This is a genomic window from Pseudomonas sp. A014 (genome assembly GCF_052378495.1).
Lineage (GTDB): Bacteria > Pseudomonadota > Gammaproteobacteria > Pseudomonadales > Pseudomonadaceae > Aquipseudomonas > Aquipseudomonas machongensis.
Map to the genome: position 1 here is coordinate 4,974,399 of NZ_CP199001.1, position 14,242 is coordinate 4,988,640.

The following is a 14,242-nucleotide window of genomic DNA, read 5'->3' on the forward strand; positions in this document are numbered from 1 at the left end:
ACCCATGCGTGTGCTGATCGTCGAAGACGAAGAAAAAACCGCCGACTACCTGCATCGTGGCCTGACCGAGCAGGGCTTCACCGTCGACCTGGCCCGCGATGGCATCGATGGCCTGCACCTGGCGCTCGAAGGCGACTACGCGGTGATCGTGCTCGACGTCATGCTCCCGGGCCTGGATGGCTACGGCGTGCTGCGCGCCCTGCGTGCGCGCAAGCAGACGCCGGTGATCATGCTCACCGCCCGCGAGCGGGTCGAGGACCGCATTCATGGCCTGCGCGAAGGTGCTGACGATTACCTGGGCAAGCCGTTCTCCTTCCTCGAACTCGTAGCCCGCCTGCAGGCCCTGACCCGTCGCAGCACCAGCCACGAGCCGCTGCAAATCCAGGTCGCCGACCTGTGGATCGACCTGATGGCGCGCAAGGCCAGCCGCGCGGGCCAGCGTCTGGAGCTGACCGCCAAGGAGTTCTCGTTGCTCAGCGTGCTGGCCCGGCGCCAGGGCGAGATCCTGTCCAAGACCGCCATTGCCGAGCTGGTCTGGGACATCAATTTCGACAGCGACGCCAATGTTGTCGAGGTCGCGATCAAGCGCCTGCGCGCCAAGCTCGATGGGCCGTTCGACAACAAGCTGCTGCACACCATTCGAGGCATGGGCTATGTCCTGGAAAACCGTGCGGGCTAACTCCCTGGCCCTGCGCCTGTCGCTGCTGTTCACGCTGGTGGCGCTGGCGGTGTTCGTGCTGATCGGCAGTGCGTTGTATCGCCAGGTCGACCGCAGCCTCGACCTGCTGCCAGCAGCGGAGCTGGATGCGCGTTTCAGCGTGCTGGAGTCCACCCTCAACCGCTTCGGCACCCTGGAACACTGGGCGAAGATCCACAACAAACTCAACCTGCTGGCCGAAGAAGACCGGCGCATCCGCTTCTGGGTGGTCAGCGATGATCCGCGCTTCGAGTACGGCCACCCCAACGAACAGTTGCGCCGCTTCGCCCAGGGCCCGGAAGGCATGCGCGACCTGCGCCTGGCCGACAACCCCTACCCGTTCAAGATCCTGGTCAGCCAACTGCCGGCACTGGGTGAACGGCCGGCGGTACGCTTCATGATCGGTATCGACACCCAAACCTTCTGGCAGGCCCAGCACAGCCTGCTGGTGGCCATTGTCGGCCTGGCCGTACTCGGTGTGCTGCTGGCCTCGCTGTTGGCCTACTGGGTCGCACGCATCGGCCTGCGCCCACTGCTGGCGCTGTCAGCCGAGGCCCAGGCGCTGGCCCCACCGCGCCTGGACGGACGCCTGCGCACCCAGGACTTACCGCCGGAGCTGGCGCAGTTTGCCGAGGCTTTCAACGCCGCGCTCGACCGGGTCAGCCAGGCCTATTCGCGGCTCGAAGCCTTCAACGCCGACGTTGCCCACGAACTGCGCTCGCCGCTGACCAACCTGATCGGACAGACCCAAGTGGCCCTGACCCGCGGGCGCAGCGCCGAGCACTACTTCGAAGTGCTGCAATCGAATCTTGAGGAACTCGAACGGTTGCGCAGCATCATCAACGACATGCTGTTTCTCGCCAGCGCCGACCAGGGCAGCAAGGCCACCGCCCTGACCCAGGCGTCACTGGCCGAGGAAGTGGCGACCACCCTCGACTACCTGGACTACATCCTCGAAGACGCGCGCGTCAGCGTCGAGGTCAGCGGCGATGCCCAGGCCCCGATCGAAAAGGCGCAACTGCGCCGCGCGCTCATCAACCTGCTGAACAACGCGGTACAACACACTGCGCCCGGGCAGGTGATCCAGGTGCGAATCGACGTTGAGCAAGAGCGGGTCAGCATCGCCGTAAGCAACCCCGGCCCGGCTATCGATGAAGCGCACCTGCCGCTACTGTTCGAACGCTTCTATCGGGTGGACGCCGCGCGCAGCAACAGCGGCGGTGGTAACCATGGGTTGGGGTTGGCGATCGTCAAGGCCATTGCGCTGATGCATGGCGGCAGTGTTTTTGTACGCAGCGAAGGGGGCGCCAATACTTTCGGCATCAACCTGCCGAGCGCTCAACTACGCGGGTTCAGGGTAAAAGTCTGAAGACCCACGCAGTCATTCTTACTTTTTGCGCAAGAGTGATTATCCTCTGCGGTGCTGTTTCAAGTGCCTCTTCAGGACTAACTTAGCCCTGTCTTCACTCACACTTGCCACGCAAGAAGGTTGTTTCAAATGTCCAACAGTATGGGTATTGCCAGCGTCTTCGTCCTGTCGTCCCTGTTGTTGTCGCCCCTGGCCATGGCTGAGGAATCGCCGGCCTTCGTCGCCCGTAACGCAGAGATCGCCGCCACCCTGCAACAGTCGCAGGACGCCTATGCCGCGAAGCATCAAGGTGCGGTAAAAGACGCGCAACAGACAGCTTCCAAAGTCACGAACGATGACAGTGCCGACAGCTGATCGGCAGCCGGAACACGCCCTGTTTTCCCCCGGCTACGCCATGGGCAGTGCCTGTGTCGATATGTTAGCCTTTTAAAGCCGCTGCGCATCAGCGGCTTTTTTTATGCGCTTTAATTATCAGCCGGTTTGTAACGTCCCTCATAAGAAACTGCAATTCCGACAATTAGAAACTGCCTCACTGTTAGACCAAAGGAGCATTTACTCGTGTCCCTCGCTTTCCGTTTCACGCCTCTGTTCGTTGCATTGGCCGCAACGATTCCCCATGCCGCCCAGGCGGACGACGAAAAAGCTGATGGTTTCATCGAGGGTTCGTCGCTGAACCTGCACTTTCGCAACGCCTACTTCAACCGCAACCAGCTCAACCAGGGTGTGCGCGACAATCGCGAGTGGGGCCAGGGCGCCGTCGCCCGCTTCGAGTCGGGCTATACGCCCGGTGTGATCGGTTTCGGTGTCGATGCCCACGCCATGCTGGGCCTGAAGCTCGATGGCGGTGGCGGCCACGCGGGCACCAGCATCCTGCCGACCCACCAGAAGAACGAAGACGAACTGGGCGCCGCGCCGCATTCGTTCTCCACCGCAGGCGCCGCGGTCAAGCTCAAGGGCTTCGACACTGAACTGAAAGCCGGTGACCTGTTCCTCACCAACCCAGTGATCGCCGGTGGCGAGACGCGCATGCTGCCGCAGACCTTCCGTGGTGTGGCACTGACCAACACCAGCGTCGAAGGGTTGCTGCTCGAAGGCGGCCAGGTGAGCTTCACCAAGCCCTACAACCAAAGCGGCCACCGCCGCATCGACACCTACTACAGCCAGCAGACCGACGACCAGCGCAGCAAGCACCTGTCGTGGGCTGGCGCCGCGTGGAACGGCACCGAGAACATCACCGCCAACCTCTATGCCGCCGAACTGAAAGACATCTGGAACCAGTATTACGCCGACGTCGACTACACCTACGCGGTCAATGATCTGGTCAGCCTCAACCCGGGCGTGCACTTCTATCACACCCGGGACACTGGCCAGTCGAAACTGGGCAAGATCGACAACAACACCTACAGCCTGCACTTCACCGTGGCGGCCGGTCATCACAGCGTCACTGCCGCCTACCAGCGGGTCAACGGCAATACGCCATTCGACTACATCAACCTGGGCGACAGCATCTACCTCGACAACTCGCGCATGTACTCGGACTTCAACGGCCCTAACGAGCGCTCCTGGAAGCTGCAGTACGACTATGACTTCGCCGGGCTCGGCATCCCGGGGCTGACCTCGTCGCTGTCGTATTCGCGCGGCAAGCTGGACCTCACCAAGGCCGATCCGAACAGCGTCGGCTATGGCCACTGGTACAGCGAGGACGGCAAGGATGCGCGCCACTGGGAACGCGACCTGGACGTGAAGTACGTGTTCCAGGAAGGCCAGTTCAAGGACCTGTCGGTGCTGCTGCGCTATGCCAGCCATCGTGGCAGCCAGGGGTACTCGGCTGTGGATAACGACAACGACGAGTTGCGTGTGATCGTCGACTATCCGCTGAACGTGTTCTGATCGGCCCTCTCTCAGCGGATGGCACCGGCGTTGCCGGTGATCGCGGGACGAGCCCGCTCCTACAGTCCTGTAGGGGCGGGCTCGTCCCGCGAACCCCTGATGCATTTCCGACGGACTAATCTTGTCCGACAATTGCCACTTCCCTAGAATATCGCCGCCGCTTTATAGCCCTACCCTCACGGAAAGAGGGGCCTATGCAGTAGCGAGCCCGATGTTGCACACCCGATCCCCGCGCCCCATCCTCCCCAGGCCTCACCCCGAGCTGATCCTCAATCTGGGCAGTTGCCTCGCCGTGCTCGCGATTGTAGGCATCGTCAGCTATCTGCTCGGCCGCGAACGGGACAGTGTCGAACAGTCCTCCATCCGCGCCTCAAGCAACATCGTCCAGCTCATCGAAAGTGACATCCTGCGCAACGCCGAACTCTATGACCAGTCGCTCAAGGGACTGATCTGGGCGGTCGGGCGCAGCGAGCTGCCGAAGGTGCCTGGCCCGTTGCGCCAACGCCTGCTGTTCAACCAGGCCTTCGTCGACCGCAGCCGCGGCGATGTGCTGTGGCTCGACGCCCAAGGCGATGTGGTGGGCGACTCCACCAGCATCATTCCACGCCAGGCGAACTTTGCCGGCACGGGGGTGTTCAAGGCCCACCAGGCCAACGCCAACCTCGGTCTGCTGGTCGGCCCACCGTTCAAGGCGCGGCTTGGCGATCTGGACTGGTGCATCAGTTTCAGCCGGCGCATCCCCGGCCCCAACGGTAAGTTCGCAGGCCTGGCCACCGGCGCCCTGCGCCTGTCATATTTCAACGAACTGTTCCAGCGGCTGGACATCGGCGAGCACAGCAGCATCAACCTGCTCAACACCAGCGGCCAGTTGCTCGCTCGCGAGCCGACCCGGCCACAAGACCCAGCGATCGGCAGCGACTTCAGCCAGCAACCCAATTTCCAGCGCATTCTCCAGGAGCACAGTGGTAGCTTCAGCGCGCACTCGAACCTGTTCGACGAGCGGCGCATGTATACGTTTGCGCGCGTGGGCGAACTGCCGCTGATCGTGCTGGTGGCGCACTCTTCTTCCGAAGTCTTCCAGGCCTGGCGGCGCACGGCGCTGATCGTCGGCCTGGCCACGGGGGTGCTGTGCCTGGGCATACTCTGGCTGACCGTGCTGCTGGGGCGCGAACTGCGTCGGCGCCACGATGCCGAGCAAGGCCTGGCCACGCTGGCAGCCACCGACAGCCTCACGGGCCTGGCAAACCGACGTCGCCTCGATCAGGTCCTGCGCCAGGAATGGGCGCGCGCGCAACGCAACCGCTCGGCGCTGGCGGTACTGATGGTGGATGTGGATCACTTCAAGGCGTTCAACCAGCGCCACGGTCATGCCGGCGGCGATCATGCCCTGCGTGAGGTGGCGCGCACCATCAATCGCTGCATTCGCAGGCCGGCCGACCTGGCAGCGCGTTATGGTGGCGAGGAGTTTCAGGTGGTGCTGCCGGAAACCGAACTGGCCGGCGCGTTGCTGCTGGCCGAACGCATTCGCCTGAGTGTCGAGGCGATGCCGCGATTCGGGGCCGATGAGCGACCGATCACGGTCAGCATTGGCATCGGCCTTTACCAACCCGGCACCCAGCACGACCTGACAGCAGTGCTGGGTGCCGCGGATGAAGCTCTTTACCGGGCCAAGGCGGGGGGCCGTAACCGGGTAGAAGGGCCTGTCACGCCTGTTGCTTAGGAGCGGGCGCGGGCAGCGTCACGCAGCACTTTCACCTGGTCGTGATTGCGCTGTACGCCTTGCAGCTGCTTCTCCACCAGCGCATAGGTTTGATCACTGGCGCCGCGGCCGAGTTTGACCAGCTTCTCGCGAGCCTCTTTGTAGGCCTTCAGCGCATGGTCCTCGCCCCGCTCCACTTCGTTGAGCACCGCTTCTTCATCCTTGCCGGTCACCATCGACTTGAGGTTGACCCAGCCACGGTGCAGATCGCCGCTGAAGCTGGTGGAGGTTTCCGGGTCGCCACCGAGACGGCGTACTTCGCTCTGCAACTCGCCTGCGGCGCTGGCGCATTCGCCGGCACGCTGGACGAAGAAGGCCTTCAGTTCAGGATTCTTGACGTCATCGGCCGACTCCTTGAAACCCTTCTCGCCATCCTTGCTGTACTCGATCAGGTTGTTCAGCACGTCGATCACGTCTTTGTTGGGGTTGCTCATGGGGTAACTCCTTGGCAGGTGATAGTCCCTATGACAGGAGCAGTCTTCATGCCAAGCCTGGAAAATATTAAAAATCCTTGAAAATCATATAGTTATTTTTTAAGCGCAACGGCAGGGAAGCGGTGTTCTGCATGATTGCCGCTTGCGCGCTCGTGCAGATTGCAGGGTGGATGCGCGCAGCGATTGCTGTATGGTCGGCGTTTTCAGCGCACCAGGTTCACCGAATGAAACCCGAATCCCTGCAACTGCTGGTCACACGGACCATGCCCTTCGGCAAATACCAAGGCCGGATCATCGCCGATCTGCCGGGCGACTACCTGGCCTGGTTCGCGCGCAAGGGGTTTCCGCCCGGAGAGCTGGGCGGGTTGCTGGCATTGATGCATGAGATCGACCACAACGGTCTGGGGGAGTTGTTGGTGCCCTTGCGGCACAAACGTTGAGATCGGTGGTGGAGGCCTCGCGGGCACGCCTGCGAAGCCTCCACCATTGCCCCCAGGGCGATCACTTGGCCGGGGCCACCACCATCTCCACCCGCTCAGCCTTCTTGATCAGCGCGTACACCACCGCCGTCACCAGGCTTCCGGCAAGGATCGCCAGCAGGTACAGCAGCGCATGGTTGATCGCGTTGGGGATCAGCAGCACGAACAGGCCACCGTGCGGCGCCATCAGCTTGCAGCCGAAATACATCGACAGCGCCCCGGTCAGCGCACCGCCGGCGATGCTCGCCGGAATCACCCGCAACGGGTCCTTCGCAGCAAAGGGAATCGCGCCTTCGGAGATGAAGCAAAGCCCCAGTACCAATGCCGCCTTGCCTGCCTCGCGCTCGCTCTGCGCGAACTTGCGCCGGGCCAGGAAGGTTGCGATTCCCAGGCCGATTGGCGGCACCATGCCAGCGGCCATGGTCGCCGCCATCGGCGCGTAGCTCGACGAGGCCAGCAAGCCCACCGAGAAGGCATAGGCCGCCTTGTTGATCGGCCCGCCGAGATCGATGCACATCATCCCACCCAACAGCAATCCGAGCAGGATCGCGTTGGTGGTACCCATGCTGTCGAGAAAGCGCGTAAGCCCCTCGAGCATGGCCGCCACCGGATGACCGACCACGTAGATCATCACCAGCCCGGTGAACAGGCTGGCCAGCAGCGGAATGATCAGGATCGGCTTGAGCGCTTCGAGGCTGGCGGGCAGACGCGCCCAGCGGCTGATGGCCTTGGCGCTGTAGCCGGCAAGAAAGCCCGCGACGATACCGCCAATGAACCCCGCCCCCAGGGTGCTGGCCAGCAGGCCACCGATCATGCCTGGGGCCAGGCCCGGGCGGTCGGCGATGGACCAGGCGATATACCCCGCCAGCATCGGCACCATCAGTTTGAATGCCGCCTCGCCACCGATCTGCATCAAAGCCGCAGGCAAGGTGCCCGGTTCCTTGAACGCCTCGATGCCGAAGACGAACGACAGGGCGATCAGCAGCCCGCCCGCCACCACCATCGGCAGCATGAACGACACACCGGTCAACAGGTGCTTGTAGACCCCGGCCTTTTCACTTTTCGCGGGCGTATCGGCCGTGCCTCCGGCGCTTTCCTGCTTGCCGTCGGCCAGCGCTTTTTCGAGGGTCGCCCGCGCCTGCTTGAGGGCGATGCCGGTGCCGCATCGATAGATGCGCTTGCCCGCAAAGCGTGCCGTCGGCACCTCGATGTCGGCAGCCAGCAGCACCACGTCCGCCTGGGCGATGGCATCGGCCGACAATGGGTTGCGGGCGCCCACCGAGCCCTGGGTTTCGACATCGAAGCCGTAGCCCAGCTCCCGGGCGGCCTGCTGCAGGGCTTCGGCCGCCATGAAGGTATGGGCCACACCGGTCGGGCAGGCGGTGACCGCCACGATACGCGGCGCAGCGCTGCGACCAGGCGTATCGGCGACGCTCGCCTCGAGCACCTTGGCGTTGGCCGCGGCTTCATCGAGGAAACCTTCGCGATCAGCCAGCGCCTGGGCGGGGGTGCTTTGGTACACAGGCTTGCCGACAAAACGGCTCAGGTCCAGCGAACCGGTACTGACCACCAGCACCCAGTCGGCCTCGGCGATCTGCGCAGGACTCAGGTGCCGCTCGGGGTGCTCGGCATCCCACACCTCGACACTGGTACTCCAGCCCCGACGTTGGGCCGCGGCGGCCAGCAAGCGTGCACTCAATACACTCGACACCTGGCCATTCGGGCAGGCGGTGACGATCGCAATGTTCATCGGCGAGCCTCTTGTTGTTGTTCTGTCAGTTGCACGGCAGCTTCAAGGCGCGACAGCTGTTCGCGGTCGTCGATGCCGAAGCCCACCTGAGTCACCGCCTGGGCGGCGATGGCAGTGGCGCGGCGCAAGGTCTGCCCGGCACTCTCGGCTTGCAGCAAGCCATGAACCATGCCCGCCACCAGCGAGTCGCCCGCGCCCACGGTACTGGCGATGCTCACCTTGGGCGGCTGGGCATGCAGGGCCAGGTCAGCGGCGAACCAGTTGACCCCGTGCTCGCCCTGGGACACCACCACGTGGGTGACGCCGCCGTCGAGCAGGCGCTGGGCGGCATCACGCTGCTCGGCAAAAGCCTGCACGGTGATGCCGAACAGCTCGCCGAGCTCATCGGTATTGGGCTTGACCAACCAGGGCGTACTTTGCAGACCGGCGCGCAAGGCCTCGCCGCTGGTGTCCAACGCCACCTTCAGGCCCTGGGCGACCAACTGGCCCAGCAACTGGCAGAACCACTGCGCGCTGACGCCACGTGGCAAGCTGCCCGCCACCACCACCACGTCATGCCCAGCCGCCCGTTGGGCCAGGTACTCGAGCAACTCGGCCTGGGCCGCGTCGTCGACCTGAGGGCCCAGGCCATTGACATCGGTGACCCGGCCATCGGCCTCGACCAGCTTGATGTTGGTGCGGGTTTCGCCTGGCACGCGAACGAACCCGTCGTCGAAGCCGCGACGGGCAATCAGCGCTTCGAAAGGCTGCAGGTTATCGCGCCCCAGAAAACCGCTGACCGTCACCTGATGCCCAAGGTCAGCCAGCACCTGGGCAACGTTCAGGCCCTTGCCGGCGGCGTGGCTGCACTGTTCATGAGTGCGATTGACCTCGCCTGCGCGCAGCTGCTCGAGGGTGACCGTGAGGTCGATCGCAGGGTTGAGGGTCAGGGTGAGAATCTTGGCCATTTCAGTCACGCTCCACCAGCGCCCGTACCGCCTCGGCGCTGTCCTGCTGCAGGGCCTCGCGCGCCAGGGCGCGGGCCGTCGAGTAATCGGCCTGGCGCACCAGGGCCTTGACTTCGGCGACACTGCGCGCCGCGACGCTCAGTTCGTCCACCGCCAGCCCCAGCAGCACTGGCACAGCGTGCGGATCGGCCGCCAGCTCACCGCACACGCCGACCCACTTGCCTTCGGCATGGGCGGCGCGCACGGTCATGTCGATCAGTTGCAGCACTGCCGGGTGCAGACCATCGGCCTGGGCCGACAGGCTCGGATGGCCACGGTCGATGGCCAGGGCGTACTGGGTCAGGTCGTTGGTACCGATGCTGAAGAAGTCCACCTCCCGGGCCAGTTGCGGGGCCAGCAGCGCAGCCGACGGCACCTCGACCATGATCCCCACCTGCAGGTCATTGACCGGGATCTCCTCACGCAGCCGCTCGACCATGGCCTTGGCCGCGCGCCACTCGTGCATCTGGCCGACCATCGGGAACATGATCCGCAGTGGCCGGTCGTCGGCCGCCCGCAGCAAGGCGCGCAACTGCGCCTCCATGACCTGCGGACGCTGCAGGGTCAGGCGCACGCCACGTACGCCGAGGAAAGGGTTGTCTTCGTCGGCGATCGGCCAGTAGGGCAAGGGTTTGTCACCGCCCACGTCGAGGGTGCGCACCACCAGCGGGCGCCCCTGCAGGCCATCGAGCACGCGGCGATACTCCGCTTCCTGGGTGGCGACATCCGGCAGTTGCGGATGGGCCATGAAGATCAGTTCGGTGCGCAACAGGCCGACACCTTCGGCGCCAAGCTCCACCACCTTGTCGATGCCACTGCTGTCACCGATGTTGGCGAAGACTTCGACGGCATGGCCATCGCGGGTCACGGCCGGCTCGTGGCGATTCGCCCAGGCGGCCTGCAAACGCTGCTCACGCTGATCGCGTTCGGCCAACGCACGCTGCAGCTCATCGGCAGCTGGCGCAACGCTGACCTTGCCGCGCTGGCCGTCAAGCAACAGCGGCGTGCCCGCCTCCACCAGCAGGATCGCCGCCCCGACACCGACGACCGCCGGAATGCCCAGGGCGCGGGCGACGATGGCACTGTGTGCGGTGGCCCCTCCTTGCGCGGTCACGATGCCAGCAACCCGCTCCGGGTCGAGACGCGCCACATCGGACGGCCCGACTTCAGCCATCACCAGCACATAGGGCTGTTGCGGCTCGGCCTGCTCGGCGACGCCACACAGCTGCGCCAGCACCCTTCGGCCAATGTCGCGCAGGTCGGCGGCACGTTCGGCGAGCAACGCATCGCGCAGCGCCTCCTGCTGGCTGGCGGCCGCCTCGATCACCGCCATCCACGCCGCTGCGGCACTTTCGCCCTGGGCCAGGCGCAGATCCACCTCATCGCCCAGTGCCGGGTCGGCGAGCATCTCCTGGTGTGTGATGAAGATCTCACCGATGGCCTTGTCGCTGCGCTGCACCAGTGTCTGCAGCTCGGCGTCGACCGCCGCCAGGGCAGCACGCAGCCTGGCACGCTCCTGTGCACAGGATTCGCCGCGCAGCGGATAGTCGATCTGGCGCTCAATGCGCACATGGGCCGGCCCGCTGGCGATGCCTGGCGCTGCACCGACGCCCTGGACCTGGCTACCGGGCAGCGGCGCTTGCAAGGTTTCGCGCACCACCTCGGCGACCGGCAGGGCAAGCGCCGGCAACGGTTCGACGTCCTCGCCCAGGCCCTGTTCGATGGCTTCCAGCAACACCGGCAGGGCATCACTGGCGATGGCCGGCTCGGCGATCAGCTCCAGCTCCTGCCCACGCCGGGCCCCTAGTGAGAGCAGGCGACTCAGGCTTTTCACCGACACGCCGGGATGGCCGCTGTCGGTCAGGCGGATGCGGATTTCGCCCTCGAAGCCCTTGGCCAGTTGGGCCAGCACCTTCGCCGGGCGGGCATGCAGGCCATGGGGGTTGGCCAGTATCACGCGCACGCTGGGCCAGTCGGGCGGCGCCTCGCCGCCCAGCACCTGCAACACATCGCGACTGCTGGTGGCCTGGTAGAGGGTCTGCCCACGCCCTTCGATCAGCACCTGACAAAGACGCTCGAGCAAGGCCTGATGCGCAGCACCAAGGCTGGCCAGGCAGAACAGGCCGTTCAAGGGCTGATCGCGATGCCGCAGGGGCTGCTGCGGGGTCACGAACGCCAGGCCCGGCTGCAGCACCTCGCGCTCGCTGTGCAACCACCACAGCCCCTCTCCCAGTGGAAGTGGCTCGGCCTGCTGCAACAGCGCTGCGAAACCACTGTCCACACAGCCGCCACGCTGCAGCAGGCGCGCACCGCGCCAGGCCAGTTCAGCGAAGTCTTCGGCAGGCAGGTTCAGACCGATCAGTTGTGCATCCAGCCCCAGCTCGCGCGGCGCCCCCTGCAACAGCTTGAGCAGTGCGTCGGCGGAGCTGGCGCGGCGCAGCGCCTCGGCCAGGTCGGTTTCACCCAGGGCGCGCGTCAGCAGTTGCAACAGGCGCAGGTGTTCGTCAGAGCGTGCGGCGATGCCAATCGCCAGGTAGACGATATGCCCGTCGCCCCAGTCCACCCCTTCGGGAAACTGCAACAGGCGAACACCGGTGGCAAACACCAGGTCGCGGGTCTGCGGGGTACCGTGGGGGATGGCGATGCCTTGGCCGAGAAAGGTCGAGCCCTGCGCCTCGCGCGCCTCAAGGCCCTGTAGGTAACCCTCGGCGACCAGACCGTCGCTGACCAGCCGATCGGCCAGCAAGCGCAATGCCGCCGCTTTATCGCTGGCGACCTGGCCCATGGCTATCTGCTCTCTCGCGAGCTCGAGCATGACCTTCTCCTTTTGCAGTACCCGTCGTTCGGGACTGAGGTTATTGTTGTGGGATTCAACGCGTTTTTTCACCCGCGGGCTCAGGGGCAGTTCCCGTTCAATCGGATGCTGAAACGTTTAATCTGACCAGGCGGCCACGTTACTCGATAATCTGCGTAGGAAAAAGCCCCAGTTTGTCGGAACAATTGCGACAATGGTCGCCTGCACTTGGACACAATTCTGAGTAAGACTACCCGATCAGGCGCCCCTGGCCGCCCCGGTAATAACAAGGAAAATGCGGTGAAACTCAGCGATATCGCACGTCTGGCCGGTGTTTCCGTGACCACTGCCAGCTACGTCATCAATGGCAAGGCCGAACAGCAGCGCATCAGCAGCGCCACCGTCGAGCGAGTGCGCGCGGTGGTCGAGGCCCACGACTTCACGCCCAACCCCCAGGCGGCCGGCCTGCGCAGCCGGCACACACGCACCCTCGGCTTCATCCTCCCGGACCTGGAAAACCCCAGTTACGCACGCATCGCCAAGCAGCTCGAACAAGGCGCGCGCGCCCGTGGCTACCAGTTGCTGATCGCCAGCAGCGATGACCAGCCCGAAAGCGAACGCCAGCTGCAGCAGTTGTTCCGCGCTCGCCGCTGCGATGCGTTGTTCGTCGCCAGTTGCCTGCCGCCGGAAGATGACAGCTATCGCGAAATGCAGAGCAAGGGCCTGCCAGTGATCGCCATTGACCGTCGCCTCGACCCCGCGCACTTCTGCTCGGTGATCAGCGACGACCGCGAGGCCAGCCGCCAACTCACGGAAAGCCTGCTGGGCAGCAAGCCTCGCAGCATCGCCCTGATCGGTGCGCGTCCGGAGCTGTCGGTCAGCCAGGCCCGCGCCGGAGGATTCGACGAGGCCCTGCAGCGTTTTGATGGCGAAGTTCGCCGTTACGAAGGCGACGCCTTCAGCCGCGCCTGTGGCCAGCGCCTGATGGAAACGCTGATCGACGAGCTCGGCGACCTGCCCGATGCCCTGGTGACGACCTCCTATGTGTTGCTGCAAGGCGTCTTCGATGCCCTGCAAGCCCGTGCCAGCGAGCCACGCGAGCTGCAACTGGGCACCTTCGGCGACAACCAGTTGCTCGATTTCCTGCCGCTGCCAGTCAACGCCATGGCCCAACAGCACGGCCAGATCGCCGCCACCGCGCTGGAACTGGCCCTGGCCGCTATCGAGCAGAAGACCTACGCCCCCGGCGTACACGCCGTGGCGCGAACCTTCAAGCAGCGCATCTCGGCCTGAACATGCGCCTGATCGACACCCACACCCACCTGGATTTCCCCGACTTCGACGCCGACCGCGAGCGCCTCCTGGCCAACGCCGCGGCGCTGGGGGTCGAGCGCATGGTGGTACTGGGGGTGGATCAGGGCAACTGGCAGCGAGTCTGGGACCTGGCCTGCAGCGACACACGCCTGCCAGCCGCCCTCGGCCTGCACCCGGTGTACCTCGAGCAGCATCAGCCCGAACACCTGGCGCAACTGCGCGGGTGGCTCGAACGCCTGCGGGGCGACCCGCGCCTGTGTGCGGTCGGCGAGTTCGGCCTGGACTATTACCTGCCCGAGCTCGACAAGACACGCCAGCAGGCCTTGTTCGAAGCGCAATTGCAGATGGCCTGCGACTTCGACTTGCCTGCGCTGCTGCACGTACGCCGCAGCCATGCCCAGGTGATCGCCACGCTCAAGCGCTACAAGCCCGTACGCGCAGGCATCATCCACGCCTTCGCCGGCAGCTACGAAGAAGCACGCGAATACATCAAGCTCGGATTCAAACTGGGCCTGGGAGGCGCCGCCACCTGGCCGCAAGCCTTGCGCCTGCGCAAGACCTTGCCCCGCTTGCCATTGGAGAGCGTGGTACTGGAAACCGACGCGCCAGACATGCCGCCGGTGATGCACCCCAATGCGCGCAACAGCCCCGAACATCTGCCCGATATCGCCCGAGCGCTGGCCGAGGTCATGGGCGTGGAGTGCACCGCGCTGGCCGCAGCCAGTACGCGCAACGCTTGTGAGCTGTTCGGCTGGTAGCTTGGCAGGCGG

The 14,242-nt window shown here is 64.9% G+C and carries 12 protein-coding genes; 8 read left to right on the forward strand and 4 right to left on the reverse strand.

Annotated features, from left to right (window positions below; translation table 11 throughout):
• The first annotated feature begins 4 nt into the window (after positions 1–4).
• The 5 genes from ACTYOL_RS23090 to ACTYOL_RS23110 all read left to right on the forward strand — a co-directional run bounded on the left by ACTYOL_RS23090 (position 5) and on the right by ACTYOL_RS23110 (position 5,676).
• Positions 5–679: a heavy metal response regulator transcription factor gene (locus ACTYOL_RS23090; protein WP_063546106.1), complete on the forward strand. Its 675-nt coding sequence runs from the start codon at positions 5–7 to the stop codon at positions 677–679.
• Positions 654–2,066, forward strand: a complete 1,413-nt coding sequence (locus ACTYOL_RS23095; RefSeq protein WP_323452489.1) for a heavy metal sensor histidine kinase — start codon at positions 654–656, stop codon at positions 2,064–2,066. Before ACTYOL_RS23090 ends, ACTYOL_RS23095 begins: the two co-directional genes overlap by 26 nt.
• A gap of 129 nt (positions 2,067–2,195) precedes the next feature.
• The gene (locus ACTYOL_RS23100) at positions 2,196–2,420 is read left to right on the forward strand and encodes a hypothetical protein (protein WP_444757106.1); all 225 of its coding nucleotides are present in this window, start codon (positions 2,196–2,198) and stop codon (positions 2,418–2,420) included.
• Between the two features lie 204 nt (positions 2,421–2,624).
• Positions 2,625–3,956: an OprD family porin gene (locus ACTYOL_RS23105; protein WP_444757107.1), complete on the forward strand. Its 1,332-nt coding sequence runs from the start codon at positions 2,625–2,627 to the stop codon at positions 3,954–3,956.
• A 214-nt stretch (positions 3,957–4,170) separates the two neighbouring features.
• Positions 4,171–5,676, forward strand: coding sequence for a sensor domain-containing diguanylate cyclase (locus ACTYOL_RS23110; protein ID WP_444757108.1), 1,506 nt, complete (start codon positions 4,171–4,173; stop codon positions 5,674–5,676).
• On the opposite strand, the gene ACTYOL_RS23115 is transcribed toward ACTYOL_RS23110, so the two are convergent.
• The gene (locus ACTYOL_RS23115; RefSeq protein ID WP_063546110.1) at positions 5,673–6,149 is read right to left on the reverse strand and encodes a ferritin-like domain-containing protein; all 477 of its coding nucleotides are present in this window, start codon (positions 6,147–6,149) and stop codon (positions 5,673–5,675) included. The two genes, ACTYOL_RS23110 and ACTYOL_RS23115, sit on opposite strands and share 4 nt — an antisense overlap.
• A gap of 224 nt (positions 6,150–6,373) precedes the next feature.
• On the opposite strand from ACTYOL_RS23115, the gene ACTYOL_RS23120 reads away from it, so the two are divergent.
• Entirely contained in the window at positions 6,374–6,589 is a 216-nt protein-coding gene (locus tag ACTYOL_RS23120; RefSeq protein ID WP_054892498.1) for a DUF3820 family protein, read from the forward strand.
• Between the two features lie 61 nt (positions 6,590–6,650).
• Here the strand turns inward: ACTYOL_RS23120 and ACTYOL_RS23125 are convergent, their stop codons facing one another.
• Genes ACTYOL_RS23125 through ptsP form a run of 3 tightly spaced genes read right to left on the reverse strand, consistent with a single transcriptional unit; the run spans position 6,651 to position 12,179 of the window.
• A complete protein-coding gene (locus ACTYOL_RS23125) occupies positions 6,651–8,378 on the reverse strand; it encodes a PTS fructose transporter subunit EIIBC (RefSeq protein ID WP_197892352.1) in 1,728 nt (575 codons plus the stop codon).
• A complete protein-coding gene (gene pfkB, locus ACTYOL_RS23130; RefSeq protein ID WP_414154254.1) occupies positions 8,375–9,325 on the reverse strand; it encodes a 1-phosphofructokinase in 951 nt (316 codons plus the stop codon). Before pfkB ends, ACTYOL_RS23125 begins: the two co-directional genes overlap by 4 nt.
• A gap of 1 nt (position 9,326) precedes the next feature.
• Positions 9,327–12,179, reverse strand: coding sequence for a phosphoenolpyruvate--protein phosphotransferase (gene ptsP, locus ACTYOL_RS23135; RefSeq protein WP_444757109.1), 2,853 nt, complete (start codon positions 12,177–12,179; stop codon positions 9,327–9,329).
• Positions 12,180–12,458: 279 nt separating this feature from the next.
• Between ptsP and cra the strand changes: the two genes are divergently transcribed.
• Both cra and ACTYOL_RS23145 read left to right on the forward strand, forming a co-directional pair.
• Complete coding sequence (gene cra, locus ACTYOL_RS23140) at positions 12,459–13,451, forward strand: catabolite repressor/activator (RefSeq protein WP_063546114.1); 993 nt, start codon at positions 12,459–12,461, stop codon at positions 13,449–13,451.
• Between the two features lie 2 nt (positions 13,452–13,453).
• Positions 13,454–14,230, forward strand: a complete 777-nt coding sequence (locus tag ACTYOL_RS23145) for a TatD family hydrolase (RefSeq protein WP_444757110.1) — start codon at positions 13,454–13,456, stop codon at positions 14,228–14,230.
• Positions 14,231–14,242 lie beyond the last annotated feature (12 nt).

Excerpts from the sequence above, each read along its gene's own strand:
- ACTYOL_RS23090 (WP_063546106.1), top strand. The coding sequence starts at position 5 with ATGCGTGTGCTGATCGTCGAAGACGAAGAAAAAACCGCCGACTACCTG.
- ACTYOL_RS23095 (WP_323452489.1), top strand. The coding sequence starts at position 654 with ATGTCCTGGAAAACCGTGCGGGCTAACTCCCTGGCCCTGCGCCTGTCG.
- ACTYOL_RS23100 (WP_444757106.1), top strand. The coding sequence starts at position 2,196 with ATGTCCAACAGTATGGGTATTGCCAGCGTCTTCGTCCTGTCGTCCCTG.
- ACTYOL_RS23115 (WP_063546110.1), bottom strand. The coding sequence starts at position 6,149 with ATGAGCAACCCCAACAAAGACGTGATCGACGTGCTGAACAACCTGATC.
- ACTYOL_RS23120 (WP_054892498.1), top strand. The coding sequence starts at position 6,374 with ATGAAACCCGAATCCCTGCAACTGCTGGTCACACGGACCATGCCCTTC.
- ACTYOL_RS23125 (WP_197892352.1), bottom strand. The coding sequence starts at position 8,378 with ATGAACATTGCGATCGTCACCGCCTGCCCGAATGGCCAGGTGTCGAGT.
- pfkB (WP_414154254.1), bottom strand. The coding sequence starts at position 9,325 with ATGGCCAAGATTCTCACCCTGACCCTCAACCCTGCGATCGACCTCACG.
- ptsP (WP_444757109.1), bottom strand. The coding sequence starts at position 12,179 with ATGCTCGAGCTCGCGAGAGAGCAGATAGCCATGGGCCAGGTCGCCAGC.
- ACTYOL_RS23145 (WP_444757110.1), top strand. The coding sequence starts at position 13,454 with ATGCGCCTGATCGACACCCACACCCACCTGGATTTCCCCGACTTCGAC.